The organism is Mesorhizobium sp. CA14 (assembly GCF_020165195.1).
In the GTDB taxonomy this organism is placed as follows: domain Bacteria; phylum Pseudomonadota; class Alphaproteobacteria; order Rhizobiales; family Rhizobiaceae; genus Mesorhizobium.
In genome coordinates this window covers 39,743-60,148 of the sequence record NZ_JAIUHR010000008.1, presented here as the reverse complement: position 1 = coordinate 60,148, position 20,406 = coordinate 39,743, and the positions used below count along the sequence as shown (strand labels likewise).

General features: G+C 61.9%; 19 protein-coding genes and 1 tRNA gene. 10 read left to right on the top strand and 10 right to left on the bottom strand.

Translation table 11 applies throughout. The features are described 5' to 3' along the window. Positions 1–2 precede the first annotated feature (2 nt). The 3 genes from LB565_RS11620 to LB565_RS11610 all read right to left on the bottom strand — a co-directional run bounded on the left by LB565_RS11620 (position 3) and on the right by LB565_RS11610 (position 3,157). Positions 3–848 carry a carbohydrate ABC transporter permease gene (locus LB565_RS11620; RefSeq protein WP_224583983.1) on the bottom strand — a complete coding sequence of 282 codons (846 nt, stop codon included), beginning with the start codon at positions 846–848 and terminating at the stop codon, positions 3–5. After that, positions 848–1,732, bottom strand: coding sequence for a carbohydrate ABC transporter permease (locus LB565_RS11615; protein ID WP_224583981.1), 885 nt, complete (start codon positions 1,730–1,732; stop codon positions 848–850). Before LB565_RS11615 ends, LB565_RS11620 begins: the two co-directional genes overlap by 1 nt. A gap of 186 nt (positions 1,733–1,918) precedes the next feature. Then, complete coding sequence (locus tag LB565_RS11610; RefSeq protein WP_224583978.1) at positions 1,919–3,157, bottom strand: extracellular solute-binding protein; 1,239 nt, start codon at positions 3,155–3,157, stop codon at positions 1,919–1,921. A gap of 222 nt (positions 3,158–3,379) precedes the next feature. Here LB565_RS11610 and LB565_RS11605 point away from each other — a divergent pair, with 222 nt between their 5' ends. Next, a complete protein-coding gene (locus tag LB565_RS11605; RefSeq protein ID WP_224583975.1) occupies positions 3,380–4,582 on the top strand; it encodes an ROK family transcriptional regulator in 1,203 nt (400 codons plus the stop codon). Positions 4,583–4,596: 14 nt separating this feature from the next. On the opposite strand, the gene LB565_RS11600 is transcribed toward LB565_RS11605, so the two are convergent. Continuing rightward, positions 4,597–5,460 carry a hypothetical protein gene (locus tag LB565_RS11600; protein WP_224583973.1) on the bottom strand — a complete coding sequence of 288 codons (864 nt, stop codon included), beginning with the start codon at positions 5,458–5,460 and terminating at the stop codon, positions 4,597–4,599. 101 nt (positions 5,461–5,561) lie between these two features. Here LB565_RS11600 and LB565_RS30035 point away from each other — a divergent pair, with 101 nt between their 5' ends. The 4 genes from LB565_RS30035 (at position 5,562) to LB565_RS11585 (ending at position 8,869) form a co-directional block, all read left to right on the top strand. Beyond that, complete coding sequence (locus tag LB565_RS30035) at positions 5,562–5,762, top strand: hypothetical protein (RefSeq protein WP_411970638.1); 201 nt, start codon at positions 5,562–5,564, stop codon at positions 5,760–5,762. A gap of 109 nt (positions 5,763–5,871) precedes the next feature. Further along, positions 5,872–6,642 (top strand): SDR family NAD(P)-dependent oxidoreductase, encoded by a 771-nt coding sequence (locus LB565_RS11595; RefSeq protein WP_224583971.1) that lies wholly within the window; start codon positions 5,872–5,874, stop codon positions 6,640–6,642. Positions 6,643–6,719: 77 nt separating this feature from the next. Then, positions 6,720–7,475, top strand: a complete 756-nt coding sequence (locus LB565_RS11590) for an SDR family NAD(P)-dependent oxidoreductase (protein ID WP_224583968.1) — start codon at positions 6,720–6,722, stop codon at positions 7,473–7,475. 212 nt (positions 7,476–7,687) lie between these two features. Then, entirely contained in the window at positions 7,688–8,869 is a 1,182-nt protein-coding gene (locus LB565_RS11585; RefSeq protein WP_224583967.1) for an RsmB/NOP family class I SAM-dependent RNA methyltransferase, read from the top strand. A gap of 42 nt (positions 8,870–8,911) precedes the next feature. Here LB565_RS11585 and LB565_RS11580 read toward each other — a convergent pair whose 3' ends face one another. Continuing rightward, positions 8,912–10,945: a YgiQ family radical SAM protein gene (locus LB565_RS11580; RefSeq protein WP_224583965.1), complete on the bottom strand. Its 2,034-nt coding sequence runs from the start codon at positions 10,943–10,945 to the stop codon at positions 8,912–8,914. A gap of 473 nt (positions 10,946–11,418) precedes the next feature. On the opposite strand from LB565_RS11580, the gene LB565_RS11575 reads away from it, so the two are divergent. Beyond that, complete coding sequence (locus LB565_RS11575) at positions 11,419–13,368, top strand: AAA family ATPase (RefSeq protein WP_224583963.1); 1,950 nt, start codon at positions 11,419–11,421, stop codon at positions 13,366–13,368. 268 nt (positions 13,369–13,636) lie between these two features. On the opposite strand, the gene LB565_RS11570 is transcribed toward LB565_RS11575, so the two are convergent. Continuing rightward, positions 13,637–13,713 (bottom strand) — tRNA-Met (locus LB565_RS11570). 251 nt (positions 13,714–13,964) lie between these two features. On the opposite strand from LB565_RS11570, the gene LB565_RS11565 reads away from it, so the two are divergent. Further along, positions 13,965–14,930: a Gfo/Idh/MocA family protein gene (locus tag LB565_RS11565; protein WP_224583962.1), complete on the top strand. Its 966-nt coding sequence runs from the start codon at positions 13,965–13,967 to the stop codon at positions 14,928–14,930. 18 nt (positions 14,931–14,948) lie between these two features. Here the strand turns inward: LB565_RS11565 and mnmA are convergent, their stop codons facing one another. Beyond that, positions 14,949–16,139: a tRNA 2-thiouridine(34) synthase MnmA gene (gene mnmA, locus LB565_RS11560; RefSeq protein ID WP_224583960.1), complete on the bottom strand. Its 1,191-nt coding sequence runs from the start codon at positions 16,137–16,139 to the stop codon at positions 14,949–14,951. 253 nt (positions 16,140–16,392) lie between these two features. Between mnmA and LB565_RS11555 the strand changes: the two genes are divergently transcribed. Further along, positions 16,393–16,668 (top strand): DUF1153 domain-containing protein, encoded by a 276-nt coding sequence (locus tag LB565_RS11555; RefSeq protein ID WP_006203587.1) that lies wholly within the window; start codon positions 16,393–16,395, stop codon positions 16,666–16,668. Between the two features lie 66 nt (positions 16,669–16,734). On the opposite strand, the gene LB565_RS11550 is transcribed toward LB565_RS11555, so the two are convergent. Then, positions 16,735–17,661: an NADP-dependent oxidoreductase gene (locus LB565_RS11550; RefSeq protein WP_224583958.1), complete on the bottom strand. Its 927-nt coding sequence runs from the start codon at positions 17,659–17,661 to the stop codon at positions 16,735–16,737. A gap of 91 nt (positions 17,662–17,752) precedes the next feature. Between LB565_RS11550 and LB565_RS11545 the strand changes: the two genes are divergently transcribed. Continuing rightward, positions 17,753–18,154 carry a winged helix-turn-helix transcriptional regulator gene (locus LB565_RS11545; RefSeq protein WP_224583956.1) on the top strand — a complete coding sequence of 134 codons (402 nt, stop codon included), beginning with the start codon at positions 17,753–17,755 and terminating at the stop codon, positions 18,152–18,154. An 83-nt stretch (positions 18,155–18,237) separates the two neighbouring features. Here LB565_RS11545 and LB565_RS11540 read toward each other — a convergent pair whose 3' ends face one another. Beyond that, positions 18,238–18,615, bottom strand: coding sequence for a flagellar export protein FliJ (locus tag LB565_RS11540; RefSeq protein ID WP_040989842.1), 378 nt, complete (start codon positions 18,613–18,615; stop codon positions 18,238–18,240). Positions 18,616–19,063: 448 nt separating this feature from the next. Between LB565_RS11540 and ctrA the strand changes: the two genes are divergently transcribed. Beyond that, positions 19,064–19,759, top strand: coding sequence for a response regulator transcription factor CtrA (ctrA, locus tag LB565_RS11535; protein ID WP_006203583.1), 696 nt, complete (start codon positions 19,064–19,066; stop codon positions 19,757–19,759). 69 nt (positions 19,760–19,828) lie between these two features. On the opposite strand, the gene LB565_RS11530 is transcribed toward ctrA, so the two are convergent. Then, on the bottom strand, positions 19,829–20,197 hold the full coding sequence (locus tag LB565_RS11530) for a response regulator (RefSeq protein ID WP_224583954.1): 369 nt from the start codon (positions 20,195–20,197) through the stop codon (positions 19,829–19,831). Positions 20,198–20,406 lie beyond the last annotated feature (209 nt).

Here is a 20,406-nt window from a genome sequence, read left to right as displayed (position 1 = left end):
CATTATCCTTTCACTCCGCCGCTGGTCAGACCCGAGATCAGCGCGCGTTGCATGAAGAGGCCGATCAGCACAGGCGGCAAGGCCGCGAGCACGCCGGCAGTGGCGATCAGTCCGTAGTCGGAGACGCGGCCGCCGGCGAGATCGGCGATGGCGACCGTCAGCGTCTTTGCCCGCTGGTCCGAGGTGAAGAGCAGGGCATAGAAGAACTCGTCCCAGGCAAGCAGCACCGCAAACAGCGCCGATGTCGCCACCACGGGCGCGGCCAGCGGCAAGGTGATGATGCGCCAGGTCTGGAGCAGTCCCGCTCCGTCGATCATGGCGGCCGCCTCGATCTCGTGCGGGATGGAATCGAAACCCGATTTCATCAGCCAGGTGGTGAAGGGCGCGAGGATGGTCAGATAGATCAACGCCAGGCCGAAGACGTTGTTGAGCAGGCCGAGATAGGAAAGGCTCATGTAAAGCGGAACTGAGAGCGCCACCGGCGGCAGCATATAGGTGGCGATCACCATCGACAGCGACCAGCCGACCGAAGGCGCGCGCGAAACGGCCCAGCCGGCCGGCACGGCAAGGACAACAGCGGCGAGCGTCGCCATGCCGGCGACTTCCAAGCTGTTGCGCAACGATGACGTGAAGGCGGCGCCCGCACTGTTCTCGGCCCTCGACAGAAGCTGCGCGTAACGGGAGAAGTCGGCCGCCTGCGGCCACCAGCGCAGCGGCTTGGCGGCAAGGTCGGCTGCCGGCGATATGCTCATGACGAAGAGCCAGGCGAGCGGCGCCAGGATCACGGCGGCGAGCAGGAGGGCGCAGACATAGACGAAGGCGGTGAAGACCGGGCTCTTGCGTTCCATCAGGCCGCACTCCCGGCGGTCTTCTTGACCAGCGTCGCATAAGCGACGGCCAGCACGGTGACGAGCAGGGTGACGATCAGCGCCAGCGAGGCCCCGGAGCCGGCGCGCTGGAAAGAGAAGGCTTCCTGGTAGACGAGGATCGACAGCGAGCGCGTGCTGTTGGCGGGGCCGCCGCGTGTCATCACCCAGATGATGTCGAAGACCTTGAACGCCTCGATGGTGCGCAGCACCAGCGCCACCATCAGCGGGCCTGCAAGATAGGGCAGGATGACGAAGCGGAAGCGGTTGAACGGCCCGGCGCCATCGACGAGCGCCGCGGCGGTGATATCGCGCGGCACCGCCTGCAGCGCGGCGAGCGCGATCAGCGCAACGAGCGGAAAATTCTTCCAGCAGTCGGCGACGATCAGCGCCGCGAGCGCTGTGCCGGGCTCACCCAGCCAGGAGCGATAGTCATCGATGAGATGGAGTTGCGTCAGCGCCGCGTTCAGCGCGCCATATTCGGGATTGTAGATCAGCCGCCAGAGCGTTGCGTTGACGACGGTGGGCAGGGCCCAGGGCAGGATCATTAGTCCGCGCAAGACAGCGCGGCCACGGAATTCCTGATTGAGCAGGAGCGCCGCAAGCACACCGAGCACCATCTCGGCGGCGACCGAGATGACGGCGAACCAGGTGGTGGTCGAGAGCGTGCGGGTGAAGTTCGAGCTCGTCAGCATCTTGGCGTAATTGTCGAAGCCGACGAAGTTGCCCGCCGTGCCGACCAGTTGAGCGTCGGTGAAGGAAAGCCTGACGGTATCGACCAGCGGCCAGCCGATGACGGCCACCATGATCACCAGAAGCGGCAGCATCAACAGCCACGCGCGAGTCGTCATCCAGGTGCCCGACATCAGAGGCGCCTCTCTCCTGTCATCCGGTCAGAGCGGCTCACCGTTTCACGGAAATGGCGAACCGCTCTATCTCTTTGTTTTTACGCAATTCCGGACGGAAAACCGATCACACTTTTCCTGGAATTGCTCTGGAAATAGCACGGGCGGCGCTCGTGGATGAGGCCGCCCGCGTGGAGGAACGCCTGATCAGAGGCCGCTGTTTTCGGCGGCGGTCTTGAGCGCGTCTTCCGGCGTCGCCTGGCCGAGCAGCGATTCCTGGATCGCCTGCTGCAGCGCCGTCGACAGTTGCTGGTATTTCGGCGTGGTCGGGCGCGGATACATCGCGGCGAGACCGAGCTTGGCGGCGGCGATCAGCTCTTCCTGGCCCTTGGTGACGGCCGGATCGTCATAGGACGAGGCCCAGATCGGCAGCGAGAGCTTGGCATACTTGTTCTGGGTCGCCTGCGAGGTCATGAACTCGATGTATTTCCACGCTTCGTCCTGATGCTTCGACACCGCCGTGATGCCGAGGCCCATCGAGCCGTTGACGGCCGAGACCTCGCTGGTGCCGGCAACGCCTGGCGCCGGCACGACGCCGACCTTGCCCGCGACTTTGGAGTCCTTCGGATCGTTGGCCATGTTGTACATGTAGGTCCAGTTCAGCGCGAAAGCGGCATCGCCGTTCTCGAACACCTTGCGGACGTCTTCCTCAAGGAATTCCTTGGAATTCGGATTGGTCAGGCCCGATTTGTAGCTGTCGACCATGTATTTCAGCGCCGAGAGGCCGCCGCCATTCTGGAAGTCGGGCTTGCCGTCCTCGAGGAAGTCGCCGCCATAGGCGCTGACCAGCGTGGTGTAGTCGCAGATGGCGGCTTCGGCCTGCGACCAGCTCCAGGCGATCGGCGTCTTCAGCAGCCCCTTGTCCTGGATGATCTTGGCCTGCTGGCCGAGCTCTTCCCAGGTCTTCGGCGGCGCCTTGATGCCGGCCTTTTCGAGGATCTCCTTGTTGTAGAACAGATATTTGGTGTCGAGGATCCACGGCATGCCGTAATACTTGCCGTCATACTGGACGGTGGTCCAGGCGCCGGGCAGCACGCCCTTTTTCATGTCGTCCGTGATCTTCGACGATACGTCGACCAGCACCTTGTTGGTCGCGTATTCGGCAGGCCAGATGACGTCGAACAGCACCACGTCATAGCCGCCGCCGGACCCTTGGGCGAGCACGGTCTTGTCGTGCAGGCCTTCATAAGGGACGAATTCGAGATTGACCTTGATATCCGGATTGGCCTTAGTGAAGGCCTCCGTCATGGAGCGCACGTCAGCCTCGCTATAGGCGGCCTGCGCCATGAAGAGCGCGTTCAAGGTGGTTTCGGCGAAGGCGTTGGGGACGAACAATCCGCCGACGAACACCGCGCCCAGAAGTGTCTTACCGATCGATTTCAGCATTTGTCTTCTCCCATTTTCGACAGCTGCGAGTGGGGCGGCCAAGACTATGCCGCTTCCTCGAATTCGCGTCGCGTATGACCGGATCCGTCCTCCACGGCGTGCAGCGGAGCTCGAAAGCCTTGCTGTCTTTTTGTGGAACCGTGCGGGTCGCATTCTATTAAGTCAATTCGCTTGACTTAATTAGTCGATCAATCCTTTAATGGAGTCAAGAGGGAAGCGACGGTGCACGACATTAGCCCGATCCGTGCCAAGAGCGGCACCAACCAGGAGGGTACCAGCGCGCACAACCGCCGCGTCATGATCGAGGCGCTGCGGCTCAACGGCGCGCTTTCGCGCGCGGACCTTGCGCGGGCAACGCAGCTTACGAAGCAGGCGGTTTCCAACATCATAGAGGATCTCGAGCGGGATGGCCTGGTCGTGGCGCTGGATGCGGTGCGCAAGGGCAGGGGACAGCCCTTCACGCCCTACCGGCTGGTCCCCGAGGGGGCTTTCGCCATCGGGCTGCAGATCGACCGGCATTTGACACGGGTAGTGGTGGTCGATCTCGTCGGCAAGGTGATCGCACGCGCCGAGGCGGGGCTGCCGTTCGACGAGCCTTCAGAGGGCGTGGAAATAATCCTTGGCTTGGTCGACCGTGTCAGAGGCGAGCTGGCCAGGATGTTTTCCCAATCCGAACGAAGGCTGGTCGGGCTTGGCGTCGCGATGCCGGGGCCGTTCGGGCTCAAGAACTCCGACAACAAATGGATGATGCCGGCCTGGCAGCAATTTCCGCTGGTGGAGGCGCTTGCAGCCGGTACCGGGCTCGATGTCGGCCTGCAGAACGATGCGGCGGCCTGCGCGACGGCGGAGCGGATTGTCGGCGCAGCGCATGGCGTCGATCACGCGGTCTGCCTCTATCTCGGTTACGGCATAGCCGCCGGGCTGATCCTCAACGGCGAACTCTACAGCGGCGGCAACGGCAATGCGGGCGAGGTCGGCATGGCGCTGCTTTCGCCAAGCGGCCCGGGCTCGACGCCTTTGGAACACCGCGCCTCACTCGCCTCGCTCTACCAGCATCTCGGCCTCGACCCCACCGAGAAGGGGATTTACGAGACGCTCGGTGCGCTGGCGCTCGCGCAGGATCCGAGGGTCATGGGCTGGATCGAGAAAGCCGCGTCCGACCTGCGCTGGAGCGTGCATCTGATCGAAACGATCTTCGACCCGCAAACCGTCATCCTCACCAGCAGCGCGCCCGAGGCGCTGGCCCGGCTGCTGCTTCAGGCCATGCATCCGCTGCTGCCGTCGATCGCGGACCGGCCCGTCCGGCGCTTGCCACGGCTGCAGCTCGGCACCACCGATCCATGGGCGATCGCAGTGGGCGCCGCGGCGGAGCCGATCAGCCGTGCCTTCGATCCGCGCTTTTCCGCTATCCTGAAGGCCGGATAGAAAGCCGAAGGCGGTTAGTCCGTCGCTTGCTTCGCGGCGGTGGCGAAAGCCGCGTCAACGACGGCGAGCTTGGACGCCTGGACGGCCATGTATTCATCGAAGAACTGCCGCGAAACCCACATCACGGAATGGCCGCGCTGGCCGACCCAGCCGATGCTGCCGAGCACCTCGGCATCATGGAGTTTGCGCGCCAGATGCGTGCGTGAGAGTTTTAGCCAGTGCGCGAACTCGCTGACCGAAATGACGCTGGTCGGTATCCTGTCGAGATGGACGTCCTCCGGATCAACGCCGGACATCAGCCAGTCCATGACGATGCCGCCGTTGTTCAGCCAGATAAATAACGAGAAGGTCGGCCCGGGTTCCCGCACGCCGTCGCTGGTGAGCAACCCGTCGGCGATCAGCGGCTGCAGGGTGGGCAGCATTTCGGGCCGGTCGAGGAAGGCTGCCAGCCGGGTTCCGCCATCTATGTGGTCGAGTGTTCTCAGATGAGCGTAGATCCAGCCGGTGAAGGTCTCGATTGTGCCCGCCGTGGCCCGCATTGGGTGTGCGCGGCCGTCGCCGCTGGCCGAGGTGTATTCGGCGATGTTGTAATGCAGCATCTCCTTGACGAAAGCCTCGGCGGTGTTGCGGCTGGCCACCGAATTGCGGCGCACGACCTCGATGAAACGCGCCATCGTCATTTCGGTGCGGCGGTCATTGGGGTCGCGCCGGAAATGCAGGGCAAGGCCGACATGGCCGAGGAGCCAGCGCTGCTGGGTGGCAAACACGGCGGCCAGCCGCGGGCTCGTTTCATAAATATGGATGAGCGCCTTGGCCTGTTCCTGGACACTGCGGAGCGTTGCCGGATGACGGACGATTTCTGCGGCGCTCAGCGGCATTTCCTGCGGTACTCCATGCGATTCCAAGCAACGACGAATGAAGATTCCCAATCTTGACCGGTCGTGTCCAGTTGCCCATTGGAACAACGAACGATTAGGCGGTGAATTCATTGCTAACTCCTTGCATAAGTTCGGGAAACCCGTCCCATATCGACGTGCCGGCCAGCCAGGTTCAATTCACCGCCCTGCTTCAGGCAGCCGGCATGGTTTCGGGCTTCACGAAGACACGCATGTACAAGGTCGGCAAGCCCGGCAATGCTCCGTCTACGGTTTTCGGTATCACGACGCTCGAGGTGGGATGATTGCAGGCGTCACGGCGCGCTGAGATCATCGTTTTGCCTGGCTGGCCCATGCGACATGGCCTAATGACGTGGTTGCCTTTGCCGAACTGCGTCTCGTGGAGCTTATCGAATGGCTGGCAGGACTGTCCTGATCGCCGGCGGCGCCGGAGGAATGGGGCTCGCTACGGGACTGCGTTTCGCCGCCGACGGCGAGCGGATCGCGCTCGCCGATCTTGCCGGCCCCAAGCTCGACGCCGCCGTTGCGACGATTGCCGCGACGGGGGCGGACGCGATCGGTTTGCCGCTCGATATCCGCTCCGTCGCCGCCTGCCGCGACGTGGTGGGCAAAGCCAGGGAGTGGGGCGGCGCGGTCGACATCCTCGTCAACGCCGCCGGTGTCTGGCTCGAGGGACCGGCGAGGGAGGTCGCAGAGGAGCAGTGGGACCTGGTGCTCGACGTCAATCTCAAGGGAGCCTTCTTCCTGATCTCGACGGCCATCCCGCACCTGTCGGCGGCTCAAGGCGTGATCGTCAACATTGCCTCCGACGCCGGCATCGTCGGCAATAACGGGGCGGCCGTCTATTGCGCCTCGAAGGGCGGGCTGGTGCTCATGACCAAGGCTCTCGCCCTGGAACTCGCCCCGCAAGGCATCAGGGTCAACGCCGTCTGTCCCGGCGACACGGCAACGCCGATGATCGAATATCAGGCCAAGACCTATGGTGGAGACGATCCCGACGGCTACAAGCGCCGGCTTCTCGGGCACTATCCGCAGGGCGACAAAGCAAGGTTCATCCGGGTGGAGGAGATCGCTTCGTTCATCCACTATCTTTGCCAGCCAGGCGCGGCGCCGATCACCGGAGCCGCGCTTTCGATCGATTTCGGCGTCAGCGCCGGTTATTGAACCGAGCCCTAGTTCCATTGCGGGTATGAGTGGCCGCGCCGGCATGCCGGCATTCCAACCGTGGAGAGGAAATGATCGTGTTTGGCAAATCCCGCAAGGCGCTGGTGACCGGCGCGGGCGCCGCCGACGGCATCGGAATGGCGATCGCGCGGGCGCTAGGCGAGGCCGGTGTTTCGGTCATCATCACCTCTTCCTCCGCACGCGTCGAGCAGCGTGCGGAAGAACTGCGGGCGGAAGGGCTCGATATAAGCGCATTGATGGCCGACCTGACACTCTCGCGGGATGTCGAGCATTTACGCTCCGAGGCCGGCGAAATCGACATCCTCGTCAACAATGCGGGGATGGGCACCGTTGCCCAGCCGGCGTTGCAGCGACGGTTTCTCGACCTCAGCGAAAGCGACTGGGACCGCGGCATCGACGTCAGCCTGAAAACCGCCTTTTTGAGCACGCGCGGATTTCTGGCCGGCATGGTGCGGCGCGGCCATGGCCGCGTCGTCAACATGGCTTCGGTGACGGGACCTTACGTGTCCAATGAAGGCGAGGCCGCCTATTCGGCGGCCAAGGCAGGCATGATCGGGCTGACGCACGCGCTCGCCCTGGAGGTCGGCCGCGATGGCGTCACGGTCAACGCCGTGGCGCCTGGGTGGATCGCGACGGGCGCCTCGACGCCGGAGGAGCTTGTCGCTGCCCGGAACACGCCGCTCGGCCGTGCCGGGAGCCCCGCGGAAGTCGCGGCCGCCGTGCTGTTCCTGGCATCCGACGCGGCGAGCTATGTCAACGGCGCCGTTCTGGTCGTGGACGGCGGCAACATCCTGCAGGAACGCAAAGGATGAGAGCGGGGGCGCGCGACAATGGTCAGGAGCAGTTCCGTCGACTATACAGGCGTTTTTCAGCCTGATCGCCGTTCCGTGACCCCTGCCGCCCGCCTGCAAGCCACAATCGAACTTATCATGAAGTCGACCGCGTTACGCGTCCCGCGGATGCTGTCGTCTCGGCCTGGTTTCGAGCCCGGCGCTATATCCGCGACAAGGATCGTGGTCAGATTTTGGAATTGCTCTATGCGCTTCTGCGGCACCATGCGCGGCTTGGTTGGTGGCTGGCCAAGCATGGGCGCGAGGACCTGCCGCGCAACCGGCTGCTTGCATGGCTGATGCTGAAGGAAGGCAAGGCGCTCGATCAGATCAAACGCTTGTTCAATGGCGCGAAATTCGCGCCTGCCAGCCTGATGGATCACGAGCACGCGCTGTTGGTCAAATTGCAGGGATGCACAATCGACCATCCCGGCATGCCGGAAGAGGTCAAGCTTGAATGCCCGTCCTGGGCGGCCGATCCCCTGCGGCGCCGTTTCAAGGAAGCGTTTGGAAACGAGATGGCCGCGCTTCTGACGTCGGCGCCGCTTGACCTGCGCGTCAATCCGATCAAGTCGACGCGCGAGGCCGTGCTTGGCGCCTTGAAGGATCTTGGCTTGCGGGCGGAGGCATCAGCCATGGCTCCGTACGGTATTCGTGTGAATGAACGCCCCTCGCTGGCGAGCCTGCCGATGCTGAAAACAGGCGAGGTCGAGATTCAGGACGAGGGCTCGCAGCTTGTCGCCATGCTGGTCGGTGCCCGGCCGGGCGAGCGCGTGGTCGATTTCTGCGCCGGAGCCGGCGGCAAGACTCTGGCCATCGCCGCGCAGATGAACAACAAGGGCCATGTTGTCGCCTGCGACGTCATGGACGGCCGCTTGAAGCGCAGTGCCGAGCGCTTCCGGCGGGCAGGATTGCACAATATCGAGACCAGGCTTCTGGCCAGCGAGACGGATCGTTGGATCAAACGCCACAAGGGCGGTTTCGATCGCGTGCTGGTGGACGCGCCATGCAGCGGCACCGGCACGTGGCGACGCAATCCCGACGCGCGCTGGCGCGCGCCGGAGGAGCAGGGTTTGGACAATCTCGTGTCGTTGCAAGCCCGGATTCTGGCGAGTGCGGCGCGTCTGGTGAAGCCCGGCGGACGGCTGGTCTACGCGACATGCTCCATGCTGCCCGCGGAGAATGAGGAGCAGATGGCCGCTTTCCTGGCGAGGCATCCCGCCTTTCGTGCCGTGCCGCTGCTCGAGGCCGCGCCGCAGCTGACGAATTCAGCCCATTCGGACTACCTGTCGCTGACGCCCGCCCGCAATGATACTGACGGCTTTTTCGCCGCCGTCATGCAGCGTGAGGCTACGCCTCCTCCAAGCGCGAGCTGACAAAGCACAATATAGAGGAGACCGCCCGACCTCGCAGGCGGCTCACTTCTTTGGCAGCGGAACGCCCTTGGTGGTGAATTTCTGTCCTCTGCCGATGGGACGCAAGGGGCGCTTCGTGCCGGCAGCCTTGCCGGTTCCGGGCGGCTGGTGGGCGGGCACGAGCTGGTCGGGGCGGGGACCGATAAGGTCGGCGCGCCCCATCTCCTTCAAGGCATCGCGCAGCAGCGGCCAATTGTCGGGGTCATGGTAGCGCAGGAATGCCTTGTGCAACCGGCGCTGCCGCCCGCCGCGAACGGTCTCGACCTTGTCAGTCGCGCCGCGCCGGACGCCCTTCAGCGTGTTGACGCCGGTATGGTACATGGCCGTCGCCGTGGCCATAGGCGAAGGCAGGAAGGTCTGCACCTGGTCGGCACGGTAGCGGTTCTTCTTTAGCCAGAGCGCTAGGTTCATCATGTCCTCGTCGGTCGTGCCGGGATGGGCGGCGATGAAATACGGAATGAGATAGTATTTCTTGCCAGCCTCCTTGGCCGCGGCGTCGAACATCTCCTTGAAGCGGTCATAGGTGCCGATGCCGGGCTTCATCATCTTGTCGAGCGGCCCGCGCTCGGTGTGCTCAGGCGCGATCTTGAGGTAGCCGCCGACGTGGTGGGTCACCAATTCCTTGACATATTCGGGGCTCTTGACGGCCAGGTCATAACGCACGCCGGAGGCGACCATCACCTTCTTGACGCCCTTGACCTCGCGGACCTTTCGGTAGAGTCGGATCAGGTCGTCATGCGAGGTATTGAGGTTGGGGCAGATGTCGGGAAACACGCAGGACGGCAGGCGGCAGGCCGCCTCGATCTTCGGGTCCTTGCATGCCATACGGTACATATTGGCGGTCGGTCCGCCGATATCGGAGATCACGCCGGTGAAGCCCGGAGTCTTGTCGCGGATCTTCTCGATCTCGCGCAGGATCGAGCCCTCGGAGCGGTTCTGGATGATGCGACCTTCATGCTCGGTGATCGAGCAGAAAGTGCAGCCGCCGAAGCAGCCGCGCATGACCGTCACCGAGAACTTGATCATGTCCCAGGCGGGGATTTTGGCATTGCCATAGGATGGGTGCGGGGCGCGCGCATAGGGCAGGTCGTAGACGGCGTCCATCTCTTCGGAGGTCAGCGGGATCGGCGGCGGATTGAGCCACAGGTCGCGGTCGCCATGGCGCTGGACGAGCGGGCGGGCATTGCCGGGGTTGGCCTCGCGATGCAGCACGCGCGAGGCGCGGGCATAGGCATCGCGATCGTCCTCGACCTGTTCGAAGGATGGCAGCCGGATCACGATGTCGCCAGGTTTGCGGCTCGCGCCCTCGTCGGCGGAATCGAGATCGTCGGCATTGAGTTCCGTGAAGTGCTCGGGCACGCGGCGGAACAGGGCGACGCCCCTGATGGAGTCGAGCTGGCGCGGCGTTTCGCCGGCCGCAAGCCGGTTCGCCACCTCGACGACGGCGCGCTCGGCATTGCCGTAGATCAAAAGATCGGCCTTGGCATCGGCCAGGATCGAGCGGCGCACCTTGTCGGACCAGTAGTCGTAATGGGCGATGCGGCGCAGCGAGGCTTCGATACCGCCCAGGACCACCGGCACGTCCTTGTAGGCCTCACGGCAGCGCTGCGTATAGACGATCGTGCAGCGGTCCGGCCGCCTGCCGCCCTCACCACCCGCCGTATAGGCGTCGTCATGGCGGAGCTTGCGGTCCGAGGTATAGCGGTTGACCATGGAATCGAGGTTGCCCCCGGTGACGCCGAAGAACAGCCTCGGCCTGCCCAGCGCCTTGAACGGCTCCGCCGACTGCCAGTCGGGCTGCGAGATGATGCCGACCCGGAAGCCTTGGGATTCGAGCAGACGGCCGATGATCGCCATGCCGAAGCTCGGATGATCCACATAGGCGTCGCCCGTGACAAGCACGATGTCGCATTCATTCCAACCGAGCGCCGTCATCTCGGCGCGGCTCATCGGCAGGAACGGCGCCGCCGATCCCGCATGAGGCTTGCTCCCGGACAGCGGAACTATATTTTTCTGGGCGCTTGCTATGGTTTCCATGGCCGACGTATAGGCCGCCGCCAAAGCGAATTCAATTAAGCTCGATTTGGGCCCGGAAGGATGCATCGGGACGTGTCGGGACGCGCCGCTTCGGTGTCCCGGTGACTTCATTAGATTTTTGGATGCCCTGAAAGGGCTGGTAGCGGGGGAGGGATGTTAATCGTCAATCAAATCATTATTTAGACGATTGGAGGTCAGCATTTTGCAAGAAACGAGTCCACAAACGACGTAAGATGTATTGGATTTCCGGTATTGGCAGCGCCGGGCGTGAAGTCTTAGACTTGGTTCGGTCAAACGAGTTTCCGGCTACGTGGGAAGCTCCTCCGTATGACCTTTGCAGCTCCGCTGCTCGCCGCGAGGCAGGGGTTCAGGCAAGCTGAACGCCAAATATTCACAAGGGACGATTCTCATCCCCTCTTTGAAATTGCCCACTCCTGTTCGATATTATTGGTTGGGCAGGCAGAGGGGCACGTATGCAAATTCGAAGATTAGCAATTGAGAATGTTCGCAGTTTTTTCGACCGGAGAGAAATTTCCTTCGATGGGCAGATTTCTATTCTCATTGGCCCGAACGGCGGCGGCAAGACAAACCTGCTGGACACACTTGTCATTATGCTCCGGCGATACATCTTCAACTCGCCCTACTACCGTCATGCCCCAACTGCCGACGAACCTGATCGCTGGGAAGAGCAATACAACGATCAACTCAACCAACTCTTTTTTGAAAAGAACAGCGCAGGCGGAGCCCATGATCAGGTGGTCGAACTTGAGATTGAGGTCACTCAAGACGACATCGACAACATGCAGTTAATCCAATCCGAGGCGGGCCAGGTGCTTGCCGCACAGAAGCGGCGCTTCATCAGCAATCCTTGGCAGGGAGTTGAAGATTGGGATATTGCTGCAATCGTGCCTGGCGCGCGCGTCGTGGCGACTTGGAAGAATGGCACGATCGTGCCGCCGCCGGAAGCTTGGGCGCAACACTTCCTGCGGTATCTTCACGTTTTTGAAACAGACAATAATTTCAGAGCGGAAGCCGGGATGAGCACGCTCCGAATGCCTATGGTTTACTTGCCCGTGAACCGCACAACAAGTGGTTTCAACTCATCTATCGGCCTGTCAGGTTACAATGACTTTGATCAGAAACGTTCGTCTGACGCCGTGTCGTCAAGATCAGGGTCAAATCTGATCCCGCTCGCGATTGGCCGCTTGGCAAAAAAGTACCGGCTTTTGCAGGAGCAATCGAACATCGAGGTCAAAGATATCTTCTACAAGGACGAGAATTTGATCGCCCTGTCCCGCGATTTGGGGGACCTTAATTACAGCTGGGAATTGGTCACGGTCGATCCCCTGAGCAACACATACGACGTGCGGCTCACCAAACAAGGATCGTCCTTCCTTGTGGGCGCGGCATCTTCGGGCGAGCGAGAATTGCTAACCTACCTTTTCGCCATCTATGCCCTGAACGTTAGGAACGCCCTCATCATCGTGGACGAGCCAGAACTCCATTTGCATCCACGCTGGCAGAGCGCGCTATTTGCGCTGTTCGAAAAGCTCTCGAAGACAACAGGCAACCAATTCGTATTGGCGACCCACTCGCCGACCTTTATCTCCCCGGCGTCGATTCAATATGTGTCCCGTGTTTTCTCCGAGAACCAGAAGAGCGATATCGTCCGGCTCAACTCGACGGCACTGCCAAACGCCAAGCACCTGTTCAATGTTGTCAACACTCAGAACAACGAACGCGTCTTCTTCACGGACAAAGTGATCCTTGTGGAAGGGCTCTCGGATCGGATCGTTTTTGAGAGGGTACTGGAGATCGTGGCCAAGCAGAACGGCATACAGGGGATACCATCACTTGAGGTTGTAAGCGTCGGCGGCAAAGGACTGTTCACGGCCTATCAGAAATTGCTTGAGGCGTGCCACGTCAAATGGGTCGTAATCGCCGACCTCGACTATATCGAGCAGGTAGGCAGCGGCGACGTCAAAAACCTGTTCGTCCTCAATGCCGATGAAATCAAAGACGACGTGATTGCCAACGTCAAAAGTCTTGATGGCGCGGCCCTCGTTGAGCGCATTGAGGAGGCTCTATCCTCGGGGGATTGGAAGGACGCGCAGGATCTGTGGGCCTACATCAAATCGCACCGCGTGCGTTTGCGGCCCAACTTGGACGCCGCCGACCAAGCTATTCTCGATACCTTCATTGGCGCAAAAGAGGCGGACAACATGTTTATCCTGAGGAGAGGGGCGCTAGAAAACTACCTACCCGAAGGTCATAAGAGCAAGGATATGGGCGCGTTGATAACACTCGTATCCTCAAATGATTTTTGGGACCAGATTCCTCTGGAGCCGCGTGCCGACCTTGAGCGCATCGCCAGGGTCGTCCTCGGAATTCCGCCAGCGCCGCCAGAAGCAGCCAAGGCATAGACGCCGCGAATGGCTTATCGTGACATGCAGACGGCGCGTTGGGCCGCTGCGAGGTTGCTTAGTTGAAAGTGTGCGCTTCGTCCGCGCCCTTCATGACATCGCGTTTCTGTAACGCCTGAAGCGGAAGGCGTGAGCGAAAAATGTGGAGTCGGGACGAGGGAAGCATACCCACAAATGAGTCCACACCAGCGGACAAATCGATTTAAGTCCGTGCGTACTAAGTTTAACCTATTGATTTTATTGAGTTTCACTACATAAAATTTGAAACTGGTAGCGGGGGAGGGACTTGAACCCCCGACCCCAGGATTATGATTCCCGTGCTCTAACCAACTGAGCTACCCCGCCAGGGTGGCAAATGGCCCGGAAAACCGTCCTTGATGGACGGCGTATCGAGGCGTTTGCCGAGGTCGCGCGGATATAAGGTTGCGAGGGTGAGCCTGTCAAGCTTGGATAAGGCCGACATGCGGGCATAATCCGGCCGGCATAATCTCATCCCGGAAAAGCTTTGCCGGGCAGGCACTCAGCTTATGTCGCGGGGTTGAGTTCGGCGGGGCACGTCGCTATGTCTCGGCCAAGAAATTCTAGAGTTTGAACGAATGAAGCCGCGCATCGCCGTCCTCGGTTGCGGATACTGGGGCAGCAACCATATCCGCACCCTCAAGGCGCTTGGCGCGCTGCATGCCGTTTCCGACGTCAACCGCGCCCGCGCCGAAGGTTTCGCCAGCGAGCAGGACTGTCTGGCGATCGAGCCGGACAGACTGTTCGAGCGGACCGACATCGACGCCATCGTCATGGCGCTGCCGCCGCAATTCCATGCCGACACCGCGGTGCGCGCCGTCGAAAGCGGCAAGGACGTGCTGGTGGAAAAGCCGATCGCGCTGACGGTCAACGACGCCGAGCGCGCGGTGAAAGCGGCAAAGGACAATGGCCGGATTTTCATGGTCGGCCATGTGCTGCGCTTCCATCCCGCTTTCGAGACGCTGAAGGCGCTGATCGACAATGGCGAGCTCGGCGAGGTGCGCTACATCCACTCGCACCGGCTCGGCCTCGGCAAGTTCCATACCGAAAACGACGCGCTTTGGGACCTTGCGCCGCACGATTTGTCCATGATCCTCGCCATCACCGGCACGGAACCGATCGAGGTCAGGGGCGAGGGGGCGGCACTCCTCGACAATCTCAGCGACTTCGCGCATCTGCATATGCGTTTCCCGAACGGCCTGCGCAGCCATCTCTTCGCCTCGCGCCTCAATCCCTATCGCGAGCGGCGGCTGACGGTGGTCGGCACCAAGGCGATGGCGGTGTTCGACGACGTCGAACCCTGGGAGCGCAAGCTTGCCGTCTACCGCCACGCGGTCTGGCAGGACAGTGGCCAGTGGGCCTTCACCGCCAACGAGCCTGCCTATGTGGCCGTCGGCGAGGGGATGCCGCTGACGCGCGAGCTTGCCCATTTCATGCAGTGCATCGAGACGCGCGCCGAGCCCCGCACCGATGGCGAGGAAGCGATCCGCGTGCTGCGCATCCTGACCGCCGGCACGGTGATCCACACCGGCTCGTCTGCATAAAGCAATCAGATCGAGAATTTACTCGGCGGGAATCTGCGCCGGCCTGGCCGCCAGCCTGGACAGCATCGCCTCGGCTTCCGCGCCGCGCTCGGAGCGCTCGATGAAGCCGCCGCCGAAGACACGCGCCTCGTTGCCGTCGTCGGAATAGAGCACGCAGGCCTGCCCCGGCGCGATGCCCGATTCGCCGTCGGCCAGCTCGACAGAGGTCACGCCGTTGCGGTGGTGCAGCACGGCCGGACGCGGCGGCCTGGTCGAGCGGACTTTCGCGAAGAGCTCGATCCCGCCGGCCGGAACATCCGACAGCGACCCGTCGCCCAGCCAATTCATGTTGCGCAGATAGATCTTGTGCGTCTCCAGCGCCTCGCGCGGGCCGACGATGACGCGCGCGCGGTCGGCGTCGAGGTGGACGACGTAGAGCGGCTCGCCGGAAGCGATGCCGATGCCGCGGCGCTGGCCGATCGTGTAGCGCAGGATGCCTTCATGGCGGCCGAGCACGCGGCCGTCGATATGGACGATGTCGCCGGGATTGGCCGCGGCCGGCTTCAGCTTGGCGATGATGTCGGAATATTTGCCCTGCGGCACAAAGCAGATGTCCTGGCTGTCCTGCTTGGCGGCGACGGTGAGCCCCATTTCCTCGGCGATGGCCCGGACCTGCGGCTTCGACAGGCCGCCGAGCGGGAAGCGCAGATAATCGATCTGCGCCTGCGTGGTGGCGAACAGGAAATAGCTCTGATCGCGGTCGGCATCGACCGGCCGGTAGAGCGCGCGATGCGCGCCATTGGCGCGCGAACGGATGTAGTGCCCGGTGGCCAAAGCGTCGGCGCCGAGATCCTGGGCGGTCGCCAGAAGATCGGCGAACTTCACCGTCTGGTTGCAGGACACGCACGGGATAGGCGTCTCGCCGGCGACATAGCTCTCGGCAAAAGGATCGATGACCGCCTTGCGGAAGCGCTCCTCATAGTCGAGCACGTAATGCGGGATGCCGAGCGTCTCGGAAACGCGGCGGGCATCGTCAATGTCCTGCCCGGCGCAGCATGAACCGGCGCGATGAGTGGCCGCGCCGTGATCGTAAAGCTGCAGCGTCACCCCCACGACGTCATAGCCTTCGCGCTTCAGGATGCCTGCGACCACAGACGAATCGACACCGCCCGACATCGCGACGACGACGCGGGTTTCTTCTGGGCGGCGAGGGAGATCGAGGCTGTTCATGATGCTTTCACTGTGCGGCGCTCAATGCCAATGGCCGGAATATAGGTCAAGCGCCACGTCTGCGCCAGCTTGCCACCCAGGACGAGATTACCGGCAATTTCAGGGCCTGGAGCCGGTGTTTCAAATTCTAAACGATATCCTAACCGGGCGTTCACGATCCTTACCTAGTGATTAGGGTTCGCTTAGGCAATTTTTAAAGCTGTGGCGGTACTGTGGCGGGGATTGGGTCTTTGAGTTTTTAGTAGAGAGTACGATGACCGATCTGGTTAGACCTAGAGTCAAGTATGTTATTGGGCCCGACGGCAGCCCTCTTACGATCGCCGATCTGCCGCCGACGAACACGCGGCGCTGGGTTATCCGGCGCAAGGCAGAAGTGGTCGCCGCGGTGCGCGGCGGCCTGCTCAGCCTTGAAGAAGCCTGCCAGCGCTACAAGCTCACCACCGAAGAATTTCTCTCCTGGCAGGCATCGATCGACGAATACGGCCTTGCCGGGCTCCGCACCACGCGAATCCAGCAATACCGGCATTAAGCTGCCGGCCGAAAACGAGCGAAGGGCGCGGGACTCCGCGCCCTTCGCGTTTGAAGCACCTTCCATTCAAACAGTCAGCACGACCTTGCCGATGGGTCGGGTCGCAAGGAAGGCATGAGCGGCGGCCGCCTGGTCGAGCGGGAAAGCTTTGGCCACATGCGGCATCAGCTTTTTAGCATCGACCAACCTGGCGAGTTCGACAAGGCCCTCGCGATCAGGCACTACAGACATGCGCTCGACGCGAACACCGCGCGCGCTGGCCTTCGCCCTCGTAGCGTCGTGAACGTCGAGCAACGACACCAGAACGCCGCCATCACGCAGCACTTCCAGCGACTTGTCGGCATGGTCGCCGCCGATCGGATCCAGCACCAGATCGACATTGCCGACCTTCCCGGTGAAATCGTCGCTGGTATAATCGATCACCTCGTCGGCGCCGAGCGAACGGACATAGTCGGTTTTGTCCGGACTGGCGGTCGAGGCCACCCAGGCGCCGCGCGCCTTGGCGATCTGCACCGCCAGATGGCCGACGCCACCGGCTCCGGCATGAACCAGCACGCGTTGCCCCGCTTGCAGGCCGCCATGGCGGACGAGGCCTTGCCAGGCCGTCAGACCGGCCAGCGGCAAGGCCGCGGCATGCGTATGGTCGATGGCTGCTGGTTTCGCGGCGATCTCGTTCGCCGGCGCCGCGGCAAGCTCAGCATAGGCGCCCGCCTGTTTGGGGAAGCGCGGCATGCCGAACACCTCGTCGCCGAGCTTGAAGGCGGTCACGCCGGGGCCGAGCGCCGCGACGGTCCCCGAAATATCCCAGCCAAGGATGAAAGGCGGTTCGCCGAGCAGCGGAACGAAACCGCCGCGCACGGCGCCATCGACCGGGTTGATGCCGGCCGCCTTGACGCGGACGAGCACTTCACCGGGCTTTGGCGCGGGGTCGGGCTGCTCGGCGGCGAAAAGGACCTCGGGTCCGCCGACGGAAGTCTGAATAACGGCACGCATGAACGCCTCCTGTTCGAGTGAATGTGCCACTATCATTTGGATAGTAATATTCGATTGTCGAGTATGTACTTTTTGTATATATAGGCACCTTATGGATAGCGAGGACATATCCCCCTGTGGCTACGACGCGTTCCGGCGCACCTGCCCGTCGCATACCGTGCTCGAAATGCTGGCAAGCAAATGGGTGTATCTCACCGTCTGTGCGCTGCGGCGGGGCCGGCTGCGCAATGGCGAGCTGGCGCGCAAGCTGGAGGGCATCACGCCCAAAATGCTGACCCAGACGCTGCGCGTGCTGGAGCGTGACGGCCTTGTGCGGCGCGAGGTGTTTGCGGTCATTCCGCCGCGCGTGGAGTATGAGCTGACGGAGCTTGGCCAGAACCTCGCGGGCCTGCTCAGCCAGATCCGCTCCTGGGCGGAAGGGCATGCATCCGAAATCAAGGATGCCCGAGCCCGGGCATCGGCCGATCACAGCGAGAAGGCTGCTATGCCGTGAAGACGGCGAGACCGGTTTCCGTCGATTGCCGGTTCTGAAGATGCCGGAAGGTCTACCGGCAGGAGTGCGAATATGCCCGGCGATCAGCCGATCATGGCGCTGCGGCCGCCTGTTTCGGCCTCGCGGATCTTGGTATCCCGCGATTCCAGCATCTCCGCCTTGGACAGCTCCGCTTCAGCTTCGCCGAGTAATGATTCGGCGGTGCTTCGCTGCTGAGCGAGGTCGCTTTGTGAGTTTCTGAGGTTGTCGCGGCGCAGGCGGGCCGCCTTAGCGAAGGTCGGATAGGCGAAATGGTTGATGTCGGTGATGCCGGCTTTTTTCTCTTCGGCGATGATCTGCGCTTCCAGCTCGACGGCCATGCGCTCGAACTCGGCGATCATCATGTCCAGCTGCAAGAGCTGCCGCCGCTTCTCATTCACCTGAAACTGCTTCAGTCGAACGAGGTTTTCACGTGACTTCATGACTCGATACTCCGCAAACGCACACCTGCATACCGCCCAGTCCGCCCGGAACGATCCAAGCGCCGCCCGTTTCCCCCGGCTTTCCCTGGGCTATGGGAAACAAAGCCCTAAAGATTTTTGCCGGCGGTAACCATTCGTTTACGGGCATTGTTAATCATACGGGCGAGGACTTAAGGCCGGGTAAAAATTCCGGCTGCGGCGGGAAGCCCGGGCCAGCGAGTCTCTGGAGTCACTTAGGCTTACTTATTAATGTGGTGCATTAGCGGTTTTGGTCTGTGATTCGTTATTAAATTCAAGTGGGTGTAGAAAGGGGTTAAAAAATCTGGTATCGTGGACGACACGAAATTAGGATTTGTTAACCACTCGGTGTCACCTTCTGTTCAGGCAATCACTGCTCCGGGTCCCGGACGGGTCGTGAGATGGTCCGGCAGCAGAAAAGGGGAATGAAATGCGTGTTCTGCTGATTGAAGATGACAGTGCAACCGCACAGAGCATCGAATTGATGCTGAAATCGGAGAGCTTCAACGTCTATACGACCGATCTCGGCGAAGAGGGTGTCGATCTCGGCAAGCTCTACGATTACGACATCATCCTTCTGGACCTCAATCTCCCCGACATGTCGGGCTATGAAGTCCTGCGCACGCTGCGCCTTTCCAAGGTCAAGACGCCGATCCTGATCCTCTCCGGCATGGCCGGCATCGAGGACAAGGTGCGCGGCCTTGGCTTCGGCGCCGACGATTATATGACCAAGCCCTTCCATAAGGACGAACTGGTGGCGCGCATCCATGCGATCGTGCGCCGCTCCAAGGGCCATGCCCAGTCGGTCATCACCACCGGCGACCTTGTGGTCAATCTCGACGCCAAGACGGTCGAGGTCGGCGGCCAGCGCGTGCACCTGACCGGCAAGGAGTATCAGATGCTGGAGCTGCTCTCCCTGCGCAAGGGCACGACGCTCACCAAGGAAATGTTCCTCAACCATCTCTATGGCGGCATGGACGAGCCGGAGCTGAAGATCATCGACGTCTTCATCTGCAAGCTGCGCAAGAAGCTCGACGCGGCGTCCGGCGGCCAGAACTATATCGAGACGGTGTGGGGCCGCGGCTATGTGCTGCGCGAGCCGGAAGATATCCGCGTCAGCGCGTAGGCGGTCCAGGTAATTCGAACGAAAAACCCGGCTCCGGCCGGGTTTTTTGTTCGAATCGGTTGCCGCGAATCAGGCGGCGATTTTGAGGAAACGGAAGCTTTCGAGCAGTTGCGCGCGGTTGAAGGGCTTCAGCAGATAGCCTTGAGCGCCAGCGCGCTTGGCGCGCATGATCGCCGCGACGTCGACCTCGACCAGCGAGACCAGGATCTGCGGCTTGACGGGAGCTTCGATGGCGCGGATGCGGCGAATGAGGTCGACCGCCTGGATGTCGGCAAGACCACCGTCGATGACAATCACGTCCGGCATGTCGCCTGCGCAGATTTCGGCAGCCTCGACCCCGGTCGACGCCTCGATGACAATCAGATCCGAGCCGCCAAGAATGCGTTTTGCGACCTTCCTGATGACGCTCGAATCATCGACGAACAGGCAGCGCTTCATGTCCGGGTCCTCTTTGCCATCTGCAGAACCGGCAACCTCCGGGTAACCGGAAAGCACCATAGCCCAATCCGGTAAAGAAGCCGAAAAGCCGTTAGGTAAAGTTTTTCCAAACAGGCATATCGCGCGGTTTGGCTCGCGGCACCGTTACACGGACTGCGGCTGGCATTGCTCGACCTGCACTGCCAGCACAAATATCAGCGGTAAAGGAT